This window comes from Methanoculleus caldifontis (genome assembly GCF_032842345.1).
GTDB lineage: Archaea > Halobacteriota > Methanomicrobia > Methanomicrobiales > Methanoculleaceae > Methanoculleus > Methanoculleus caldifontis.
In genome coordinates, this window is sequence record NZ_WBKO01000001.1 from 441,269 (window position 1) to 459,969 (window position 18,701).

The 18,701-nt window shown below is 54.4% G+C and carries 16 protein-coding genes; 10 read left to right on the plus strand and 6 right to left on the minus strand.

Features of this window, described 5'->3' with window-relative positions; all coding sequences use genetic code 11:
• Positions 1–50 precede the first annotated feature (50 nt).
• Positions 51–1,994 (plus strand): transporter substrate-binding domain-containing protein, encoded by a 1,944-nt coding sequence (locus F8E02_RS02290; RefSeq protein ID WP_317063826.1) that lies wholly within the window; start codon positions 51–53, stop codon positions 1,992–1,994.
• A 54-nt stretch (positions 1,995–2,048) separates the two neighbouring features.
• On the plus strand, positions 2,049–3,032 hold the full coding sequence (locus F8E02_RS02295) for a cache domain-containing protein (RefSeq protein WP_317063828.1): 984 nt from the start codon (positions 2,049–2,051) through the stop codon (positions 3,030–3,032).
• A gap of 58 nt (positions 3,033–3,090) precedes the next feature.
• Here F8E02_RS02295 and F8E02_RS02300 read toward each other — a convergent pair whose 3' ends face one another.
• On the minus strand, positions 3,091–3,747 hold the full coding sequence (locus F8E02_RS02300; protein WP_317063829.1) for a hypothetical protein: 657 nt from the start codon (positions 3,745–3,747) through the stop codon (positions 3,091–3,093).
• A 113-nt stretch (positions 3,748–3,860) separates the two neighbouring features.
• Between F8E02_RS02300 and F8E02_RS02305 the strand changes: the two genes are divergently transcribed.
• Positions 3,861–4,700: a class I SAM-dependent methyltransferase gene (locus F8E02_RS02305; protein WP_317063830.1), complete on the plus strand. Its 840-nt coding sequence runs from the start codon at positions 3,861–3,863 to the stop codon at positions 4,698–4,700.
• Between the two features lie 10 nt (positions 4,701–4,710).
• Here F8E02_RS02305 and F8E02_RS02310 read toward each other — a convergent pair whose 3' ends face one another.
• A complete protein-coding gene (locus F8E02_RS02310; RefSeq protein WP_317063831.1) occupies positions 4,711–5,241 on the minus strand; it encodes a GNAT family N-acetyltransferase in 531 nt (176 codons plus the stop codon).
• 257 nt (positions 5,242–5,498) lie between these two features.
• On the opposite strand from F8E02_RS02310, the gene F8E02_RS02315 reads away from it, so the two are divergent.
• The 6 genes from F8E02_RS02315 to F8E02_RS02340 all read left to right on the plus strand — a co-directional run bounded on the left by F8E02_RS02315 (position 5,499) and on the right by F8E02_RS02340 (position 14,505).
• On the plus strand, positions 5,499–7,421 hold the full coding sequence (locus F8E02_RS02315; RefSeq protein ID WP_317063832.1) for a hypothetical protein: 1,923 nt from the start codon (positions 5,499–5,501) through the stop codon (positions 7,419–7,421).
• Positions 7,421–8,584 carry a phosphoribosyltransferase-like protein gene (locus tag F8E02_RS02320; RefSeq protein ID WP_317063833.1) on the plus strand — a complete coding sequence of 388 codons (1,164 nt, stop codon included), beginning with the start codon at positions 7,421–7,423 and terminating at the stop codon, positions 8,582–8,584. The genes F8E02_RS02315 and F8E02_RS02320 overlap by 1 nt, the downstream gene beginning before the upstream one ends.
• A 27-nt stretch (positions 8,585–8,611) precedes the next feature.
• Complete coding sequence (locus F8E02_RS02325) at positions 8,612–10,576, plus strand: ORC-CDC6 family AAA ATPase (protein ID WP_317063834.1); 1,965 nt, start codon at positions 8,612–8,614, stop codon at positions 10,574–10,576.
• Positions 10,560–11,717: a hypothetical protein gene (locus F8E02_RS02330; RefSeq protein WP_317063835.1), complete on the plus strand. Its 1,158-nt coding sequence runs from the start codon at positions 10,560–10,562 to the stop codon at positions 11,715–11,717. Before F8E02_RS02325 ends, F8E02_RS02330 begins: the two co-directional genes overlap by 17 nt.
• Positions 11,704–12,807: a PfkB family carbohydrate kinase gene (locus F8E02_RS02335; RefSeq protein WP_317063836.1), complete on the plus strand. Its 1,104-nt coding sequence runs from the start codon at positions 11,704–11,706 to the stop codon at positions 12,805–12,807. Before F8E02_RS02330 ends, F8E02_RS02335 begins: the two co-directional genes overlap by 14 nt.
• Positions 12,808–13,035: 228 nt before the next feature.
• Positions 13,036–14,505, plus strand: coding sequence for an RNB domain-containing ribonuclease (locus tag F8E02_RS02340; RefSeq protein ID WP_317063837.1), 1,470 nt, complete (start codon positions 13,036–13,038; stop codon positions 14,503–14,505).
• Between the two features lie 18 nt (positions 14,506–14,523).
• Here F8E02_RS02340 and F8E02_RS02345 read toward each other — a convergent pair whose 3' ends face one another.
• Both F8E02_RS02345 and F8E02_RS02350 read right to left on the minus strand, forming a co-directional pair.
• Positions 14,524–15,216, minus strand: a complete 693-nt coding sequence (locus F8E02_RS02345) for a lactate utilization protein (protein WP_317063838.1) — start codon at positions 15,214–15,216, stop codon at positions 14,524–14,526.
• 91 nt (positions 15,217–15,307) lie between these two features.
• Entirely contained in the window at positions 15,308–15,928 is a 621-nt protein-coding gene (locus F8E02_RS02350) for a methylated-DNA--[protein]-cysteine S-methyltransferase (protein WP_317063839.1), read from the minus strand.
• Between the two features lie 104 nt (positions 15,929–16,032).
• On the opposite strand from F8E02_RS02350, the gene F8E02_RS02355 reads away from it, so the two are divergent.
• The gene (locus F8E02_RS02355; protein WP_317063840.1) at positions 16,033–16,968 is read left to right on the plus strand and encodes a cache domain-containing protein; all 936 of its coding nucleotides are present in this window, start codon (positions 16,033–16,035) and stop codon (positions 16,966–16,968) included.
• A 180-nt stretch (positions 16,969–17,148) separates the two neighbouring features.
• On the opposite strand, the gene F8E02_RS02360 is transcribed toward F8E02_RS02355, so the two are convergent.
• Together F8E02_RS02360 and F8E02_RS02365 are read right to left on the minus strand one after the other, a co-directional pair.
• Positions 17,149–17,463 carry a hypothetical protein gene (locus tag F8E02_RS02360; protein WP_317063841.1) on the minus strand — a complete coding sequence of 105 codons (315 nt, stop codon included), beginning with the start codon at positions 17,461–17,463 and terminating at the stop codon, positions 17,149–17,151.
• A gap of 133 nt (positions 17,464–17,596) precedes the next feature.
• On the minus strand, positions 17,597–18,700 hold the full coding sequence (locus F8E02_RS02365; protein WP_317063842.1) for a M28 family metallopeptidase: 1,104 nt from the start codon (positions 18,698–18,700) through the stop codon (positions 17,597–17,599).
• Position 18,701 lies beyond the last annotated feature (1 nt).

Consider the following 18,701-nt stretch of genomic DNA (forward strand, 5'->3'; position numbering starts at 1 on the left):
GACCGCCTGCAAGGGAACTGTTTATATATCATGACCGTAGACAGCCGCCCATGTCGCAATTGCTACGATATGCATCTCTCTTCCTCGTTGCAGTGCTGATTGGGGCGTTGATTCCTGCAGTGGGATGCGCCCAGGAGAGCGAAGCCGCATCCGCAGGGCCGGGCAACCTGACATACTACACCGAAGACCTTCCCCCGTATAACTACATGGAGAACGGGACCCTCCAGGGGCTCTCCGTCGAGTTGCTCGAGGCGATCGCCGAAAAGATGGGGGAGAACGTCTCCCGTGAGGAGCTACGCCTGGTCCCCTGGACCGAGGGCTACCAGGCAGCCCTCACGCAGAACGCGACGGTGCTCTTCTCCACGGCAAGAACTCCCGGGCGGGAGCAGTCCTTCAAGTGGGCCGGGCCCATCTATTCGGACAGGTACGTCCTGTTTGCCGCACGAGATCGGGCAGTTGCCATCGACGGCCCCGGCGACCTGAACGATTACCGGATCGGGGCGATCGAGAACGACAGCGCCGTCCAGCAGCTGCTTGATGCCGGGGTGAACCGGAGCCGGCTCGTCGAGGAGACCAACGCCTCCGTGCTCGCCGCCGGACTCGCGGGCGGCGAGATCGATCTCTGGTGCTACCCGGAGACCGCCGGCAGGCATCTCGCGGAAGAAGTGACGGGCAACGCGTACACCTACGAGGTCGTCTACACGCTCGAGGAGACCGGCCTCTACTACGCCTTCAGCCGGGACGTCCCGAACTCAACGGTGCAGTCATTCCAGCAGGCCCTTGATGACCTCAAGCAGGAGGAAGACGCGGCGGGCGTCAGCACCTACGAGCGGATCGTCGGGCGGTACATCCCGTCGGTCGGGCTTGCCCAACTAGATTACCTGACGGAGGAATGGGCTCCTTTCAACTACCAGGAGGATGGGAACGTCACCGGCATCTCCGTCGAGATCCTCGAGGCGGTCTTTGAAAAGACCGGCGCAGACCGCACACGGACAGACGTTCGGATCGTCCCCCTGGCGGAAGGGTTCCGGGCGGCGCAGAACGATACCGGCACTGTACTCTTCTCCATCGTCCGCACGCCCGAACGCGAACCCCTCTACAGGTGGGCCGGACCGTTCACCAGGGCGAGCTTCGTCCTCTATGCACCGATGGATAGGAACATCACCATCGCCTCTCCAGAGGACCTGAACAGTTACCGGATCGGTGCGGTCGAAGATTCGATCGAGAACGACCTCCTCCTCGGCCAGGGTGTGAATGCTTCCCGCCTGGTCTCCGGTGAGACCCCCGCAGACCTCCTCCGGATGCTGGAGGAGAGGGAGATCGACCTCTGGGCAACAGGGGATCTTGCCGGGCGGCACCAGATGCTCCAGACCGCAACGGACCCCGACGCCTACGAGATCGTCTACACCTTGAGCGAGAACGACTTCTACTTCATCTTCAGCAGGGACGTCCCGGAGACGCTGGTCCGTGCATTCGATCAGGCTCTCGGCGTGGTGCGAAACCAGAAGGACGAACAGGGAATCAGTGAGTACGAGCGGATCATCTACCGGCACCTCGGGGTCGGCTGCACCCGGCAGACGTTCACCGACGAAGCGGTGATCGCGCTCGTGAACACGACCGCCGCGGCGATCGAGGAGAACGCCACCGATACCTTCCGGCACATCAACGCGGGCGAAGCGCCGTACCGAGACCTCGAGGACCCGGAGCTCTACGCCTTTGTCTATGATATGAACGCGACCATGGTTGCCCATGCAGACAACATCCAGCTCGTCGGCACGAACTTCAGGGGCAAGACGGACGTCACCGGCAAACCGTTCCGCGATGAGATCGTCGAAGGAGCGCTGGAGAACGGTACCGGGTGGGTGGAGTACGTCTACGTGAACCCGGTCCAGCCGAACCTCTATTACAAGACCACCTACTACCGGCTGACCGAAGGGAGCGACGGGAACTCCTACATCGTGTGCAGCGGCAACTTCAAGCCCTGCGAGGCATGACAACCCACCACATTTTTACCATCCCTTTATTAGTGACTGTCGTGATTTCCATGTATGAGAACGTATGCAGTCCTCCTTATTGTCGCACTCGTCCTGGCGGCCGTCCTCGGTGTCGGCTGTACTGAGACCGGCGTTACTCTCGACCGGAACCAGTCGGAGACGGTGCCGGGCGCCGATTCCTCCGTATCCCCGGAGAAACTCGTGGCGTTCGTCGAGATAGCCTACGAATACGCCCACGTCCACGGACGGGAGGCCGCCCTCGCCGGGTTCAATGACCCGAACGGCACGTTCGTCGACGGTGAACTCTATATCTTCGCCTACGACTCGAATGGAACGACGCTCGCGCTCCCCTTCCAGCACGAGGTCGTCGGAACGAACCGGTGGAACACCACGGACGCGAACGGCACCGCGTACGTCCAGGATGCGGCCGCCGCCGCCGAGGCCGGCGGGGGCTTCATCCGCTACCTCTACATAGACCCGGCAGACAACTTCACCGTCAGGGAGAAACTCAGCTACGTGATGATGGTGGACCGGGACTGGTTTATCGGGGCGGGGATCTACGATCCGGAGGAGGAAGCCCCGATCGTCGCGGTGGGATCGGACCCCCGGGTGAGGGAGGGCCTGAAGGCCTTCGTCGGGGAGGCGATCGCGTATGCCCGGACGGAGGGAACGGATGAGGCGCTCCGGGAGTTCAACGACCAGAACGGCACCTTCGTCCGCGACAGCCTCTACATCTACGCCTTCGATTACAACGGGACGACCCTGGCGCTCCCCCATCAACCACAGTTGATCGGGACCGATCTCTCGGGCCTTCAGGACCCCTTCGGGGTCAACTACACCCGGGTCGAGATCCTCCTCGCGCAGCACGGCGGCGGGTTCGTCTTCTACCACTACCAGAACCCGTCGCGCAACATGACCCTCGAGCCCAAGATGAGTTACGTCCAGAAGGTCGACGATGCGTGGTGGCTCGGTGCAGGGGTTTACGTGAACGAGGTGGCCGGGGCGGATGCACCCGCTCTCCCTCCGGTCTCCGGATGAACCCTCCTTTTTTGCGATGATGCGACATCGTATCCGGAAAGTATTCCCCCAGGCGCTTCTAGCCACCCAGTGCGATCGTTATCACCGCGATGATTATCCCGATGAACGATGACCCGAACCCGTACAGCACTTTCGAAGGGAAATTCCGGTCACGTGTTCTCGTGTAGCCGATCCCGAAGAGCAGGAGGATCCCTGCAAGGTTCGAGATAGTCAGGGCCTGTCCGGCACCATCGATGAGAAAGAACGGCAGGACAACGATCGCTCCGGCCCCTGCCGAGAGGAGGAAGGTGCCGAGCATGATTGTTGCCGCCTCACGGGGAGACATCTTCTCCCGGCTCTCCACGCCCGCCAGGAACCCTGAGAGCCTCTCGTAGAGCCGGAACCGGTCATCCTCGGGGATATTCCGGAGGACCGTATCGTCGAGCTGCTCCCCGATAAGGGAGAGGGCGGACTCTTTCTGCCCTGCGGACCGCGAAGACTCGATGATCCGGTTCTCCTGCCGGATGAGGTAGCTCCGCTCCCAGATGTAAAACATCCCGTCCGCGATACCCCAGGCGATGCAGCAGAAGAGGGCTGCAGCCACGACTTTCCCGACGATAAGCCCGGAGATCTCCGGATACCCACGCAACACGCTGGTGAACGTCATGGCGATGATCACGCCGTACATGACCTCGGCACCCGTCCAGTACCTCCCGATATAATCTGCGAGGGGCATACACGGTCCTTTGTCCGTCAGGATACCGTCATCGGATATGAACATACCCCAGGGTCGCGTGGAGCACCGTCGCGGGCGAGCGCTTATAACACTCCGGAGCGAGAAGAACAGTTATGCACCGGATCATCGACTGGAACGAACTCTGGAAAGCGATCCACGCAAGTTCGCCGGAGCGGGCCGCAAAAGACCGCGATCCCGCTGCCGTCTGGGACAAACGCGCCGCCGCCTACCGGAGGGCCACCCGCGGCGAGACGCGGGCGACGGAGCAGGAACTCTCAGTCCTCGACCTCCGGCCGGAGGATACCGTGCTCGATATGGGTGCAGGAACGGGGAGGCTCGCCGTGCCGATTGCCGGCACCGCCGCCCACGTCACGGCCCTCGACCCCTCGGAAGGAATGCTTTCCATCCTCCGCGAGCAGATGGCCGCCGCAGGAAGGACGAACTACTCCTGTCTCCGGAAACGCTGGGAGGATGCCGTCATCGGCAGGGACGTCCAGCCGCACGACATCGTCATCGCGGCGTTCTCCATCGGGTTCTACGACCTCGCTGCGGCTCTCGAGAAACTCGACGCCGCGGCCCGCCGGGCGGTCTACCTCTTCTGGCACGCGGGCGAGTGGCGGAGCCCCGGCGAGATGGCGCTCTATAGGGCCGTCTTCGGGGAGGAAGCAGCCATGCAGAAGGGTTACCCGGACTACATCTACCCCGTCAACATCCTCCACGACGCCGGGATCTACCCGAACGTCCGGATCTTTTACGCGTTCTGGGACACGGTCTACGACTCCCCCGAGGATGCCGCCCGGACCTGGGCGGCGATGCACAACCCGGAGATGGAGGACCTTTCGATAATCCGGGAGTATTTCTCGCAGACGCTCCGCAGGAACGAGTCCGGGCAGTATGTCGAGACGGCCGTACGGCCGACCGCGGCGGTCTGGTGGGTGAAGGAGAGGGCTTAAGGAAAAACCTTCACCGCCCGGTCTCCTCACTCCCGAACAGGACGTAGACGAACTCGTCGAGGGCGGCACCGTTCTTTGTTATGGCCATCCGGTGAACCGCTTCGCGGGTAAAGCCGCACTTCTCGAGAACATGCATCGAGGCGGGGTTGTTCGAGAAGACGCCCGCCTCGAGCCGGACGATATCAAACCTCTCGAAGGCGACCGGGACGAGCGAGCGCACTGCGCCGGTGACGATGCCCCGTCCCCAGAACGACTCCGAGAGCCAGTAGCCGATCTCGGCCGTCCTGCGTTTGACGTCATCGAGCGGCTGAATCCCGATGCCGCCCACGGCCTCACCGCAGACGTCGATCGCAAGGTAGAGGTGCGACGCCGTATCCGTGGCAACGCCGATGAACCGGCAGGCGTCCGCCGGCGTATAGGGGTACGGGAACCCGTCGCGCATCATTGCCGCTATCCGGGGGTTGTTCGCGTGCCGCACCAGGGACCCGGCGTCGTCGGGCGTCCAGGGGCGGAGCACGGAGCCCGATGTGACGATCCGCATGCTCGGATATACTGGTCGTTGCCGGGGGTATTAACGATAGGGGCATAAACGACCCCGACGGTTGCCTTACCACTTTGCGGAGCATCCTAGCGTGCCCGACCGCCGGGTCCACATCCGTTTTGACGTAGCATAATAGAGATCTAGAACCTGATCATAACAACCGAATTTTGGAGATTGCATTTGAACTAGCCATAATAAAGAATCGAACTTGATAAATCTATGACAATTGAAGTTCATTAAATAGGGTTGGGATTAGCATGGGTAAGCCGTTCGCTTCGGAGATTGCCAGGTTATCAGATACGTACAAATGGGCTTTAGCACAACCTATCAGTGAAGTAACATCCTTCATCGAAGATGCCATAGATACTTCCCTGATTGCAGTTGGATCTGGGGGATCGTCAACTGTTGCAAATTTAGGAGTACTGCTCCATGAGCAGATAGGCATGCTATCAAAAGCAGTTACTCCATTAGAAGTGCTCTATTCGGATATTGATTTCTCGAATGTTTGCGTACTAATTCCTTCAGCAAGTGGACGCAATCCAGACATCGTAAATGCGTTCGAGCACATAGCAATGTGCGAACCTAAACAGATGCTGGCAATCTGCATGCGTACGAGGAGTAAATTAAAAGAAATATCAGACAAATATTCGAACACTCAGATCGTAGAATATGAGAGTCCTGCAGGAAAAGATGGATTTTTAGCAACAAATTCGCAAATAGCATTTAGTACGATACTATGCAGGGCATATGAAAATGTGCTAAATACTGAGAGCACTTTGTTAGATGAATTATCAATTGATGCCATTAAAGTTAATCAATTAGAGCGTCTTCCTCAACTTGTGTCAAAGGAGACACTCATTGTTTTATATGACAAATGGAGTCTCCCTGCATCTCTTGACCTAGAGTCTAAGTATTCTGAGGCAGGTTTGGGCAATGTCCAACTAACCGATTATCGAAATTTTGGTCATGGTCGCCACTATTGGCTTGAAACGCAAGGCGACAAAACGGGGATTGTTGCGTTCATTACTCCAGAAAGTAAACGGTTAGCAGAAAAGACGTTCGAATTGATACCTGAAAAAATTCCCATCTTCCAAATATCCACCGAGAAAAGAACTCATATCGGCGGAATGGAGTTATTAGTAGAAGTACTGCACTTTGTGAATCAAGTGAGTCTATGCAAAGGAGTTGATCCAGGTAATCCAAAGGTGCCGATGTATGGAAGGAAGTTATATCATTTAGGTATCCCATTTGGAGACCCCCACAAAAACAGTAGGAACACCCAGCGTCAACAGATTAAAAGAAAATTTGGCATACTCTCGACGGTCAACAGCGATCTTTACAATTTGTGGATTAATTCACTTAAAACATATATAAAAAGAATTGAGGATGAGGAATATGGATCTGTAATTTTCGATTATGATGGAACACTCTGTAGCAACAGGGAGCGATTTATTGGGATAAGCACCGAAATTGCTCAGGGTTTGATTCGATTACTCGAGAATAAAGTAATTGTAGGGATAGCAACTGGCCGGGGAAGGTCAGTGGGAGTTGATCTACGTGAAAAAATCCCACCCCGTTTATGGGATAACATCGTTATTGGTTACTATAATTGCTCAGATATTGCACTACTATCAGATAGCAATAGTCCCAATAAAGGATTGCCATTAGACGACAGATTGGATCAGTTCCTCAATATACTCAAGAACAAAACTCAACTTAATTACATTACAAATGTTACATGCCGTCCTAAACAGATTACTCTCGAACCTACCCACCCCCGGTATCGAAAGTTATTGAGAAGACTGCTATTCGATCTAAAAGCAAGACACATGTTAAACGATATTCAGGTGTTAGAATCAAGTCATTCATTTGATATTCTAGCATGTGATAACCCAAAACAGAACTTAATCGAGATTTGCCGCAGTAAGTCTCTTGACATCAACACATGTGACAAAGTTCTTTGTATCGGAGATAAAGGGGGATGGCCCGGAAATGACTTTTACCTACTCTCGGGGCCATATTCACTTGGTGTCGATGCCTTATCATCGGACCCCGATAACTGCTGGAACTTATGCAAACCCGGTTATACTGGACCGCGGGCAACATTAGAATATTTGGAAAAATTTAAATTATCTAATGGGAAATTTAGGTATACTTATACCCAGTTTGGTCGAAAATAATGAATAGCGATCTTGCAGAACGGCTGTTAGCCAAAGTTATGGGTTGGGAGGAGGCAGATGTCGCAAGGGAACGTCCGTTAATTCAAGCGTTGGCTTTGTACAAATATGATGAGTATCAGCAATATTCACCGGGCTTACGATTCATTGTTAACCTTGCCCAGTGGCTATATCAATTCGAGTTACAAGATCGTCAAACAGTATACGATTTTATAAAATCTAAGTTGATATTTTTTTCAAACGCAGAAGTATTTCATTTCGTCACAATGGTCTATCCAGATATTGTCCGGCAGTTACTTGTAGAGAGAGTCCAGAAAAAGGATCGACTGCTGGGTACGAGTATAAGGAAGATCATCAATACACAAGAATATCAGACATTGCTGAGACAATGTTTGTTCCTCGGGTTAAGCGATGGTGCACATATTGATGTTTTTCGACGATTTAATAGTGCAATAATCTCAAACGAACAGGTTTGGTTGACCTACGAGATCTCTGGAGATAAGGCACAGAAGATGCGTAAAAGTTTAAAAGAATGTATATCTAAGGGAACCGGTTCGATACCTTCAGAATCAGACAATAAGTTCAAAATGCTATTTCTCATCGATGATTTTTCTGCAAGCGGTGTTAGTTACTTAAGAAAAGAGTCAGAGGGATATACTGGAAAAATCAAAAACATCTTAGATAAGTTCTTCCTGCAGAGCACCACTGAGAACAGGGATAATCTGAGCGAATTGGTGGATTTAGAATCACTAGAAGTCCATATAATATTATATGTAATGACACGTGAGGCGATCGACTATCTGGAAAGAACAATTGATTCGTGGCTTCGAGAAAGTGGGATGAACGTGTCTATCGATATTCATCCAGTTCAGATCATTCCAGATATCTGCAAAATAAATTACGATGAGAACCAGTCTATTGAATTAACAAAAATACTTCATAAATACTATACTCAATGCATAAGTACAAGTCAGGGATTCCTCGACATGTATGAACGCCATTGGAAACTTGCACCCAGATGGGACCATCCATGGTTAGGTTACAACGAATGCGCTTTATCGGTTGTAATGAGCCATAATACCCCCAATAATTCAGTACCCCTTCTGTGGTTTGATGAGGACAGTAAACATCATGGCTTATTTCCGCGTGTTAACAGGCATAAATGAATATCTGGGCACCAGTAGGGATGGTCAATGGTAGGCTATAGGAATCCATTTAAACTGAGATCTGCCGAACAAATTAACGATCCCCGGCTTTTTTTGCGGGTCTTTGATCCACATATCCTCACGGTCATTAACCAAGACTGGTTTTTACCACGAGTCCATAATATTTACAGTTCACCAGGTGCGGGAAAGACTTCAATGCTACGCCTATTTGCTCCTGATGTCTTAATGGAATTAAATAGGGTAAAGGGCTCTCCGGAATATAATGAAATTTTCTCACAGTTAAAATCAGTCGGAGCAGTCTCTGATAACCGGGTTAACCTCTTAAGTGTCAGACTCTCTTGCTCAGGTAATTATTCAAGGTTGGAAGATTACCGGTATGACAATAGTCAAAAGGATCAGTTATTATTTACATTACTTAATTCTCGCTTAATCATTTCAATGCTCCAAGGTGTAATGACATTATTTGAACTAAGATCGGTTGAAGAGTTAAAGAGTTTACAGATTAAGAGATCCCCACTAGAGCAGAGAACCAGTTCTCGATATCCCTTGCCAAGTACGGGCGACATACTATTCGAATGGGCAGACGATCTCGAAAGACAGGTATGTGAAATTCTTGACAGCTACGATCCAATTTCAGAAGTGGAGTTTGAGGGTCTTAACGCATTCGATTCGATTTATCTTATGAAGCCAGAGTGCATACTTTTTGATGGTGAAGTGGTTGCAGAAAAAACAATGGTGATGATCGATGACTTCCATGAGTTATCGCATGACCAGAGAGATAAGATCCGCGGGTATTTGTATCAGAGCCGCCCACCAGTGTGCTTTTGGATAGCAGAACGTTTTGAGGGCATGCACCCGCGTGAACTGCTCAGTAATGAGACCCTAAACTCTGCAATTGATGGAAGAGAATACGTTGCAATTGATCTCTACAGATATTGGATAAAGCGCAATAAAGGCATTATAAAATCATATGAGAAAATATTGAGTAATATTGCAGATAAAAGAATAAGTATTGCTAATGACCGAGACATTAGCTCATTGAAAGACTGTCTGGAAGAATCTCTTAGCGGGAGGAAATGGGAAAAGAAATATGAAAAGATATATCTGGAGCTCCACAAGCGTTTGAGTCAAAAAATCACCTCGTCGAAAGCATATTATCAGTGGATCGACAAAGTACAAGGAATCCACAGTGACAACACTTCCTTCCAAGAAAAAGCAATTGCTTTACGTTCTCTAGAAATACTGTTGGCTCGCGCAGAAAAAAGAGGCCAACTTACTTTAGATTATGAATTTTTAGATGAGTCCTTTGATGATAAAGATATCGTTGACATTAGTTCATATGCAAACTTTTTGTTAGCAAAAGAATACGAACTCCCTTACTATTTTGGATTCTCCGATTTATCTGAGGCATCGTCATTTAACATTGAGCAGTTTCTAGCTCTATCTTCTGAATTATTTGAAGAAATCATATCACTACATACATTGGCGAAAAAGAACCATACTCTGTCGCCAGAGAGACAAGATCAGATAATTAAAAATGTTGCTGAAAAAAGATGGAATGAAATCCCTAAACGAATTCCCCATGGCAAGTCAATTCAAAAATTTCTTACCGAATTTTGTCTTTTTGCTAAAGAGAAGACATTCTTGCCCTCCGCGTCATATCCTCCGGGAATCACTGGATTCTCGATATTAGACACCGAATTTGCAGTGATATTAAAAGATATAGGATTCGGAAAAAAAGGTGCGTACTCGGATTTAGCCCAGATCTTGTACTTATGCACCTCAAACAATCTATTATCAATGGAAAAAGATATCTCGCAGGGAAATCGGATAGGCCATAAGTTCTATTTAAACCGACTTATCTGCGTTAAATTTGATTTACCACTAGGCCGGGGTGGTTGGCAGTGGTTAAAAATACGGGATTTGGCAAGATGGATTCCTTTGGAGGACTCTTTTGAGGAGAGAGGTCATTTAGATGGTCTTAGAATATAAGTTCAAAAAAAGGTGGGATCCCTATTCGCTCATCGATAATAGTAGTTTTACCATTTTTTGGCACGATTATCTGCACACGACACGAAAAAGAGTCCTATATATTTTGGGTCTTGGGTTTGATCCCAGAATGCTTTTGGGTATTCAAACGATAATGCAAAATAGCCCTTTTCAAGAGAGTTGCGACTGTTTACTAATAACATATGATGAAGGTCCTGATTCAACCTCCAATTTACATCGAGATCTAATTTCAAAGAATTATGCCGATATTAAAAAATTAGTTCCACATTTCAGAAAGTATAAAGAAAAGAAAATTGGCATGCTTTCAGATGATCTCTTTCATAAAAGAAGAATCGGAGATATTGAAGCAATCTCAATAATAGACTCTTTTGAGGAGATTAATGACTATACAGACGTAATTATCGACATAAGTGCACTGCCGAGAGGGATTTATTTTTCGCTGGTTGCAAAGATATTACATCTTCTACATGAAAGGTCTGCAAACAATTCAACTAAATGCCCTAATTTGTTCGTCATAGTATCAGAAAACGTAGAATTGGATAAGAGGATTGAGGATTCAGGTGTTGATGAAGAGCCAAAGTATATATCAGGTTTTTCAAGCGACCTTGAACGATCCGCCACGAATGACATACCAATTATTTGGATACCTGTTTTAGGTGAGAATAAAAAAATTCAGTTAGAACGAACTCACAGCTGGCTAATGCCAAGCGAGATCTGCCCTGTTGTACCCTCACCATCTATTAATCCAAGACGTGGTGATGACTTAGTTATCGAGTATCACTCAATCTTATTCGATGAGTGGGTTGTCGAACCAAAGAATATAATATTCGCCGATGAAAGGAACCCATTCGATTTATATCGGCAAATAATTGACACTGTATTAAGATATGATGCCGCATTAGCAGCATTGAAGGGTTTAAAGGTGGTCATCTCATCAGATTCCAGTAAATTGATCTCAGTTGGGGCCTTACTGGCCGCGTACGATCTCAAAAAAAATATGCGCAGTGTAGGACTAGCAAATATTGAACCGCGAGGCTATGATATACTAGAAAAGGAAAATATTGACAAAATAAACCGAAACTCTGAACTATTTGCCTTGCTATTATTTCATGAAGATGAGTGACAGTTTACCAATAGGCTCTAGAAGCAATAGATTGACATGTGCTGGGACAGGATTAATTGCACTGGACGTGATCATCGATAAGCTCTCAAGTACCTGCCCGATCTTTAAGGCTGGGGGATCCTGCACTAATGTGTTGACCATCCTGTCCTTCTTAGGTTGGAATTCCATACTTATAGGCAGAACTGGAGATGATCAGTTTTCAAAAATACTCTTTGACGATCTTCATAGATGGGGTGTAGACACAAGACTCATTAATGTTGATAGTGGCCGAAACACTCCAATTATTGTTGAAAAAATTGATAAGAATAGAAAAGGTGAATATCGACACTCCTTCAGCATGACCTGCCCGATCTGCGGTTCATACCTGCCAAAATATCGGCCATTAACAATGAAACAGACGTCCGATATTTTGAATAAAGACCTTACACCCTGCGTTTTCTATGTAGATAGAGTATCGAATAGTTCTGTGAAAATAGCTAAAGAACTAAAAAAACGTAAGTCGCTAATTTTCTTTGAGCCAACGAAATTAAAGAAAACAAACCTATTCTACGAATGCAGCCAACTAGCCGACATTATCAAACTATCACATGATAAACTTGACAAAAAAAGCAGCAATATCTTTGAGGAGTTAAACAACCAACTGATTATCGAAACTTTAGGGGTTAAAGGGCTTAATTTCCGTCTCAAGTCCGAGCCGTGGGAGCATTTAGATGCCTTTAGAGTTCAAAATTTCCGGGATGCAGCGGGTGCAGGAGATTGGTGCAGTGCAGGCTTAATCCATTATATATTAAAAAATAGGACCTGCGAGGGCAGTATTCTTGGGGAAAATCTTGTAAGAGAAGCGTTGATGTTTGGACAAAGCTTGTCAGCAGTTAATTGCAACTTCCCTGGTGCCAGAGGAAGTATGTATAAACTCTCAAATAACCAGATAATGAGTATTGCCTTAAGCATTATGAACAAAAGACCGGAATCCTTTGAACTTGATCTAGATCCAAAAACAGAGGATAAGTTTACGGATTCTATGAATATCTGTCCGCGGTGTAGTTTAAAATGCCATTCATACAACTCTAAAGTAGGGTTAGAGAAATAGTATTCGTGGGGTTAACCGACGTAGGATACTTCCCCAGTTTTTTAAGTTGCATGACCAGAATAGTGTTTTCCGATCACACCTTTGTTGGAAACAAAAATTATCTGATGATTCTGAAGAAATCAGGTCGCGCGTAAGGCACTGGATCAAAACGGTTTGACCAGATAAGGCACCGATTCAAACCGAGTTGTAGGGAGTATTTATACACTAAAACAGATCTCTCAAGTAGATATGCAGGACCAGCCGTACGTAGACCTTGAGGGCATCTCGTGGATGGCGATGGAGCAGTACGGGTTTCTCCCGGTGTTCCCCCCGCCCGTCGTCCGGGAAGTAGGGGCTCTTCCCGCGAACGCGTTCTCGGACCCCCCGGACGATCCCCGCGACCTCCGGCCCCTCCTCTGGTCGTCGATCGACAACCACGACTCGCAGGACCTCGACCAGATAGAGGTCTGCGAGCGCGCTCCCGGCGGGGAGATCCGGGTCCGGGTCGCGATCGCCGATGTCGACGCTCTCGTCCCGAAGGGGTCGTGGACGGACCGGCACGCCGCCAACAACGGGACCTCGGTCTACACCGGCGTCGTGACCTTCCCGATGCTCCCCGACCGCCTCTCGGCGGACCTCACCTCCCTCCTCCCCAGAAAGGACCGGGCCGCGGTCGTTATCGAGTACACCGTCCTCCCCGACGGGGATACGAAGCCAGGAGAGGTCTACCGGGCTGTCGTCAGGAACCATGCGAAGCTCGTCTACGAGGAGATCGGCGACTGGCTCGCGGGGACCGGGCCGGTCCCCCGGGCGGTCGCGGAGACGCCGGGCCTCAAGGAACAGGTCCTTCTCCAGCACGAGGCCGCGACGCGGATGAAGAGGCGCCGGACGGAGAGAGGAGCGCTCGCCCTCGAGACGATCGAGGCCGAGCCGGTTGTTGCCGAAGGCAAGGTCACGGCCCTCGTCGTCCAGGAGCAGAACCTCGCCCGGTGCCTGATCGAGGAGTTCATGGTCGCGGCGAACGGCAGCCTGACGGCGTTCCTCGCGGCCGCCGGCCTCCCCATGATCCACCGGGTCGTCCGCACCCCGAAGAACTGGGAAGGGATCGTGAGGGAGGCGGCGGAGCGCGGCGAGACCCTCCCCGCCGAGCCGGATGCGGAGGCGCTCACGCGGTTCCTCCTCCGGCAGAAGACGGCCGACCCCGACCGCTTCCCCGACCTCTCCCTCACAGTCGTGAAACTGATGGGGGCGGGCGAGTACGTCGCGTTCCGGCCGGGCGATGACCCGATCGGTCACTTCGCCCTCGCCGTCGCCGACTACACCCACGGCACCGCCCCGAACCGGCGCTACGTCGACCTGATCATCCAGCGGCTGGTCAAATCGGCTCTCGACGGGGAGCGCTATCCCCCCTACGCCCCGGAAGAACTCGACGATCTTGCTCTCCGCCTCACCGGCCGCGAGAAAGCGTCCCAGAAGGTCGAGCGGTTCGTCAGAAAGGCGGCGGCCGCGGTCCTCCTCCGCGAGAGGATCGGTGAGGTCTTTGCGGCGTTCGTCACCGGCGCCTCGGAGAAGGGAACCTACGTTCGGTTGGTCGATCCGCCGGCCGAGGGGAGGGTCATGCTCGGCGCAGATAGCCTCAGGGTCGGCCAGAGGGTGCGGGTCCGCCTGATGGCGACGGACCCCTCCAGGGGGTTCATCGACTTTCAGCACGCCGGGTGAGGGAGAGGAGCCTCCCGCTCAGTAGCCGAGCCGCTCCCGGATCAGGACCAGGGTTATCCTCCCCTCCTCCACTTCGTTATCGAGGATCACGTGCTTGCCGATGAAACTCCCGGTCCCGTAGGCCCGTTGCGCACGCTGGTTCTCGAGGGGCAGGCAGTACTCCCGGCACCGGCGGAGCGCATCGTCGAGGGTCGGCACGATCTTGTTCACCCCGGAGACGAGGACGAGATGGGCCGCCGCGTGAGGCCACGCCCCCATCCGGCTCCCGGTCTTGTCGCACCCGACAATCTCGCCCGACTCGGCGATCGCCTGCACCCCGGAGAGGAAGTACTCGGTGGCCACGCTTTTCCGGCGGAGCGCGTGCCGCTTTGCCGTATCGTTCTCGGCCGTGATGACGGCGTGGTAGTCCTGCCATCCCTTCCGGTTCTCCTTCGCCACCCGGTCGAACCCCATCTCGATCAGGGTCGTCGAGTAGCCGTTCATGATCTCGGCCCCTTCGGGGAGCAGGTTGACGACGGCCCCGAGTGCCTCCTCCGCGGTATCCACAAGGATAACCCTGACGTTCCGTGCCTCTATAGCCGCGACCGTCCTCTCGATCGTCGCCTCGTCCGGCACCCGGTTCCACCGTTCCGTATCCACCCCGGCATCCTTCATGAGGTTGGCCGCGCTGTACTCGGTCTCTCTCGCCATCTGTTGGGTAACATTCGCCATCCGATCACCCGGAGACGGGGTGGCGCGATCCTACATATACCTCTGCATGGAACCGGGCTCGCAACGGAGAACCGCGCGGAAGACCGCGGCCTCAGTACCACACGCGTTCCAGGATCGCCCGGCCGTCCTCCCGGAACCGGACGCCCTCCATCTCAAGCAGCCTCCGCTTCATCCGCTGGCCCGCCTGAAACCCGCCCGGCCGGCCGTCCGACCGCAAGGCGCGGTGGCAGGGAATGACGGGCGGAAACGGGTTTGCGGCAAGCGCGTTTCCCACCGCCCGTGCAGCGCCGGGATTCCCCAGGTGCCGGGCAATGCGCCCGTAGGTGCTGACATACCCCCGGGGTATGCCGTATTCGGCAAGGAGGACGCGCCGCCGGAAGGGCGGGCACCGATCGAGGTCGAGGAGATCGATATCGAACCGCACGTCGTTCCCCGCAAGGAATGACTGTATCCCGGCGATCAACGTCCGGATGCTGATATCGCGGGGGGTCCGGATGGAAAGCATGCTTTCGGCCGGGACCGTATCGGAGCGCACGTCGCCGGGGAGGATGATCCTCCGTACCTTCGGCCCCGATGCGGACAGAACCCAGATGAGGCGAACCCGGCCGGATACGGTCGCGATATCGGTGACCGCCGGCATCGCGCCGGGCGGGCTGTCGGGAGAGCGATCCATGCTCCGGAGATGCCGCCGCCCATCGTCAATCTTACGCACGCCGCCGGCGCCGGGTCCGTGCCGGGGAACAGACGGGGAACGCACTGCAGCCTCTTGAGACGGTTTCCGGCGTGTTTTTTTGCTCAGTCGGCCCATGTATGAGCATGAAGCGATGCTATCTCATCGGTATGGTCTGCCTTCTCGCGCTCCTCGCGATCCTCGCGGCCGGGTGCAGCAGCCCCGGCGTCCAGGGGGCCGGGGAGGAGAATACGACCGCAGGGGACCTCGCGGCCTTCGTCCGGGGAGCCGCGGCCTATGCGGAGACTGCCGGAACGGATGCGGCTCTCGCCGAGTTCGGCAGCGCGTCCGGCCGGTTCGCGCAGGGAGACCTCTGCGTGTATGCCTACGGCTACAACGGGACGCTTCTTGCCCACCCCGGACAGAGCGAGGCGGTCGGAACGAACCAGGAGAACATGACCGACATCCGGGGGCTGCCGGTGGTCCGCATCGGTGCAGCGACGGCGGCGACCGGCGGCGGCTTCATCACCTACCTCGCCCCGGCGCGGGAGGCCGGGTCCGCCGGTGAAGCGTACGTCCCGGTCCTCGGCTACGTCGCCCCCGCCGGCGATACGTGGTGGATCGGGTCGGCCGTCTCTCTCTCCGGGACCGGAGGGGAAGCGTATCCCGGTCCCGTATCGGCGATGGTCGACCTCGTCGAGCGTGGTGCCGCATACGGCCGCGACCATAGCAGGGAGGCCGCATTCGCGGAGATCTCGAACCGGACGGGGAGCCTCGTCGACCCCGCGGGACACTACCTCTACGCCTACGACTACAACGGGACGCTCCTCGCCCACCCCCATCTCCAGGCCGCGATCGGGAGCAGTCTGATCGAGAGGCGGGACCCCTTCGGAATGGAGAACATCCGGGCGCTCAGGGACACGGCGCAGGACGGAGGAGGGTTCATCGTCTTCGTCTGGCCGAACCCCGACCAGGGGAACCGCGAGGAGTTGAAGATCGGCTACGTCCTTCCGGTCGATGAGGACTGGTGGGTCGGGTCAGGGGTCTACTTAAGCGAGATTACCGGAGAGAACTCCCGATAACTCTTTTTACTCTCATTTGCAAGCGATCGATACGCCCATCTCTCCCGGATCGTACTCACGGAACCGCACACAAGGAGCGTGTCGTGGAGGAATATCCTATGAGAATCGTTGCATGGACCGGAGCATCGCGGCGAACCGGAGGACATGACCCCTCCCCGCGGGACCCGGTCCCAAAAGAGTTCAGGGGGTCGGTGCGGCCTCCACGGCCGCCTCTTCCTCCTCGAGGGCCTCGCTGTCCCAGACCATGGGGCTCTTCATCTCGGTCATGATCACCCGCGAGCCGGAAGGAACCCGGATCGCGTCGCCGATGTCTTCGGGAGCCCCCGCCCAGACGATCTGGTGCTTGACGTCCCCGTCGGGCAGCAGCACCACGAGGCTGTAGGTGTTCATGCCCTCTTCAGGGATACCCTCGCCCTCGCCCGGCGTCACCCGGTAGCAGTTGAACGTGACCGGCCCCGATTCTTCCGACATACTCTGTTCTGTTTCGCCTTTCATTACGCATACCTCCATCATCCGGAGTGCAGGCGGTCCGGCGGGCCTGCACGATTCCGGCGACTGCCGGAGACCATATCCTTCGCCGCCGGGGTCCCCGCCCCACTCCGGAGAGCCACCTCCTCTGGACCCCCTCCTAATAATAACTTACCCCTGCAGCACTCCCCGGCGGGGTGGATACCGCGACGCCCGGGAGCATGAGGAGGCCGGGGCCCTGGAGGAGGCGGGGGGAGCCTGCTGCCAGGGTACCGGGATAATCGCATCCCGCGATGGTGAACAACCGGCTCCAATCGGGTGCGGTATGGAGAACGGTCCAGCGGGTGGCGATCCCGCCCTCCGCATCCGCGGCCTTTGCGAGGACCGAGAGGCCGAGCCGGGCGTTTTTCACGGCATACGGAAACGAGATCCGGTCGATGGTATCGTCCGGTGTGTGGGCCGACTGCTGCGGCGGGGCGTGCGTCATCATCGCCGGATACCCTGCCGCCCAGAACGGCGTGTGGTCGGATACATGCGAGCCCGGCTTCCGGGTCAGGGTGAGGTTGATGCCGTAGATGGTGTTGTGGTGCGCCGCGAGCACCGCCGCCTCGTGGGCCTCCTTATTGTAGAGGACATTCGCGACCGGAGGGCCTCCCGGTTCGCCGCAGGCCGAGTCGTAGTTGAGGTAGAGCAGGATCTCCGATTCCCGGTCGGCCGCGGCCCCGACGTACCTGCGGCTGCCGACCAGACCGATCTCCTCCGCGTTCCAGAACGCGAACTCTACGGTCCGGTCGAACGAGCGCTCGCTCATCACCCGGGCGAGCTCAAGAACGATCGCGACCCCGCACCCGTTGTCGGCGGCCCCGGGGGCGCGGGCGGGATCCGACGACGTGCTGTCGTAGTGCGCACCCACCACCACGACCCCGTCGGAGGCGTTGCCGCTCCCGGGAAGGGTCGCAACGACGTTCCGGAGATCCCCGCCCTGGAACTCCACGGAGAGACCCGGGATCTCCGCAAGCCTCCGGTAGAGGTACCCGCCCGCCTCGCGGTTCCCGTCCGTCCCGAACGCCCGCGTCGGGAAGTTCTGCAGGTCGCGGGTCGTCCGGTAGAGTTCGGTCCCGTCGATCTCTTCAAGCATCGCGGCGATCTCCGGGTCGTATGCCGGCTCTTCGGGCACGTCGGCCGCGGTTGCAGCTGTCGCGAGGAACGCCGCAACACCGACCGCCACGAGGAGCAGGAGACGCCCGTCATACCGCGACGACATC